Origin of the sequence: Aeromonas finlandensis (assembly GCF_000764645.1) — a bacterium.
In the GTDB taxonomy this organism is placed as follows: Bacteria; Pseudomonadota; Gammaproteobacteria; order Enterobacterales; family Aeromonadaceae; genus Aeromonas; species Aeromonas finlandensis.
On sequence record NZ_JRGK01000231.1, the window covers coordinates 1 to 2,912 of the forward strand.

At 54.4% G+C, this 2,912-nt stretch carries 3 protein-coding genes; all 3 read left to right on the plus strand.

Features of this window, described 5'->3' with window-relative positions:
* Window positions 1–379 precede the first annotated feature (379 nt).
* Window positions 380–1,690, plus strand: coding sequence for a trigger factor (gene tig, locus LD28_RS0112895; RefSeq protein WP_033137370.1), 1,311 nt, complete (start codon window positions 380–382; stop codon window positions 1,688–1,690).
* Between the two features lie 86 nt (window positions 1,691–1,776).
* Window positions 1,777–2,400 carry an ATP-dependent Clp endopeptidase proteolytic subunit ClpP gene (gene clpP, locus LD28_RS0112900; protein WP_033137371.1) on the plus strand — a complete coding sequence of 208 codons (624 nt, stop codon included), beginning with the start codon at window positions 1,777–1,779 and terminating at the stop codon, window positions 2,398–2,400.
* 70 nt (window positions 2,401–2,470) lie between these two features.
* Window positions 2,471–2,912: ClpX C4-type zinc finger protein (locus tag LD28_RS0112905; protein WP_033137372.1), on the plus strand; the 442-nt coding region annotated here is incomplete at its 3' end.

Genomic DNA, 2,912 nt, shown 5'->3' on the forward strand with positions numbered 1-2,912 from the left:
TCAATAGCCATTTGGCGGGACAATTTGAGTCGTTGCCACAGGGGCCGGGGTGATTACGGCACGATATGACTCGAAATATGACCAATAAACCGGCTTTCGACTGAAAAAAGGTGAGCAAACGCAAAATAATCGTCAATCGATGGTTGAAGTCGGGCACCTCTCTCCCCATATAAAGGGCAGTTTTGCACGAATTGTGCTTGCACGCAGCTCAATGTGGGGGATGTGTAGCTCGACTCGACCAAAGTGCGCCGCTATAATGCCGCGTCATATTTTCTCATCACAAAGACATATCGTTGTCTTTATAAACAGGAAGACTCCGGGCTTTGCCCAGGGGCAATAAAGGGTCAGCACACAGTGCTGAGTTGAACGAGGTAGAAGAATGCAAGTTTCTGTAGAGACAACCCAGGGTCTGGAACGCCGTCTTACCATCACTGTACCGGCTGCTACCGTAGACGCCGCTGTGCGTAAAGAATTGAATGGCCTGGCCAAAACTCGTCGCATCGACGGTTTCCGTCCTGGCAAGGCTCCGGTTGCCATCATCAAGAAGATGTTCGGCGCCATGGCTCACGCCCGTGTTGCTGATGAAATGATGCAGAACAACTTCATCAAAGCCATCATCGAAAACAAACTGAGCCCGGCCGGTGCCCCGACCATGGATCCGAAAGAGATCCAGGAAGGTCAGGATTTCGAATTCACCGCCACTTTCGAAGTGTACCCGGAGTTCGAAGTTGCTGGTCTCGAGACCATCAAGATCGAGAAGCCGGTTGCTACCGTGAAGGATGAAGATCTGGCCAACATGATCGACACCCTGCGCAAGCAGCACGCTACCTGGGCTGATGCCGATGTTGCCGCTGCCGATGGCATGCGTGTGACCATGGACTTCGTCGGTTCCATCGACGGTGAAGAGTTCGACGGCGGCAAAGCTGAAGGCTTCAACCTGGTTCTGGGCGCTGGCCGCATGATCCCTGGCTTCGAAGACGCCATCATGGGCAAGAAAGCGGGCGACGAGTTCACCATCGAAGTGACCTTCCCGGCTGACTACCACGCTGAAAACCTGAAAGGCAAAGAAGCCAAGTTCGCTTCCAAGCTGATCAAGGTTGAAGAGCAGATCCTGCCTGAGCTGACCGAAGAGTTCGTCAAGCGTTTCGGTATCGAAAGCGGTTCTGTTGAAGAGCTGAAAGCCGAAGTGCGCAAGAACATGGAGCGCGAACTGGCTCAAGCTCTGAAAAACAGCGTGAAAGAGCAGGTTCTGAACGGTCTGGTTGAAGCCAACCTGATCGATCTGCCGAAAGCGGCTGTTGCTCAAGAGATCGATGCTCTGCGTCAGCAAGCCCTGCAGCGCTTCGGTGGTTTCCAGGGCGGCAACGCTCCTGAGCTGCCGGCTGAACTGTTCCAGGCTCAAGCCGAGCGTCGTGTACGCGTAGGTCTGCTGCTGGGTGATGTGATCCGCACCAACGAGATCAAGGCTGACGATGCCCGCGTAACCAGCATCATCGAGTCCATGGCGACTGCCTACGAAGATCCGAAGGAAGTGATCGAGTACTACCAGAAGAACGAACAGATGCTGAACGGCGTTCGTAACCTGGCGGTAGAAGATCAAGCCATCGACCTGATCCTGTCCAAAGCGCAAGTGACCGAAAAAGAAGTTGCCTTTGACGAAGTGATCAACAAGTCTGGCGCCGCTGCCTAAGAACATTTGACTTAAGGTCAAGACTGTTAAGTATAATGGCTCGTGTGATCTCCACTCGGGCCATTTTATTTTAGGGACAATGCCTTATGTACAAGAACTATAACGATATGACCGATTCTCCCAGCAATGCGCTGGTCCCCATCGTGGTCGAACAGACTGCCAAGGGTGAACGTTCCTACGATATTTACTCCCGTCTGCTGAAAGAGCGGGTGATCTTCCTGACTGGTCAGGTTGAAGATCACATGGCCAATCTGGTGGTTGCCCAGCTGCTGTTCCTCGAGTCCGAGAACCCGGACAAGGACATCTATATCTACATCAACTCACCGGGTGGTTCGGTGACTGCGGGCATGTCCATCTATGACACCATGCAGTTCATCAAGCCGGACGTCAGCACCGTGTGCATGGGACAGGCCTGCTCCATGGGTGCATTCCTGCTGGCTGGCGGTGCCAAGGGCAAGCGTTTCTGCCTGCCTAACGCTCGCGTGATGATCCACCAGCCGCTGGGTGGCTTCCAGGGCCAGGCATCTGATATCCAGATCCACGCCCAGGAGATCCTGAAGATCAAAAATACCCTGAACGAGCGCCTGGCCTTCCATACCGGTCAGGAGATGGCTACCATCGAGCGTGATACTGATCGTGACAACTTCATGTCCGCCGAGCAGGCCGTGGCCTATGGCCTGGTAGACGGTGTCCTGAGCCAGCGTAGCTGAGCAGGGTGTCCCGGTCTGTTGTAAACTCAACAGGCCGATCCATCCTCTATTGATAAAACGAGGTTGCTGAATGACAGAGAAACGCAAGGGTGAGGGTGATAAGCTGCTCTACTGCTCTTTTTGCGGCAAAAGCCAGCATGAAGTGCGCAAGCTGATCGCTGGCCCTTCCGTCTACATATGTGATGAGTGCGTCGAGCTGTGCAACGACATCATCCGCGAAGAGATCCGCGAGATCTCTCCCAAGCGCGATGGTAACGAGCTGCCGACCCCTCATCAGATCCGCGCTCATCTCGATGACTATGTGATCGGGCAGGAGTACGCCAAGAAGGTGTTGGCCGTTGCCGTCTACAACCACTACAAGCGTCTGCGCAACAGCGGCGAAAACAGTGGTGTGGAGCTCGGCAAATCCAACATCCTGCTGATTGGCCCGACCGGTAGCGGCAAGACCCTGCTGGCCGAGACTCTGGCTCGTCTGCTGGATGTGCCGTTTACCATGGCCGATGCGACCACCC

Bases quoted from the DNA above. Each gene is read 5' to 3' on its own strand.
- clpP (WP_033137371.1), top strand. From the start codon at position 1,777: ATGTACAAGAACTATAACGATATGACCGATTCTCCCAGCAATGCGCTG.
- tig (WP_033137370.1), top strand. From the start codon at position 380: ATGCAAGTTTCTGTAGAGACAACCCAGGGTCTGGAACGCCGTCTTACC.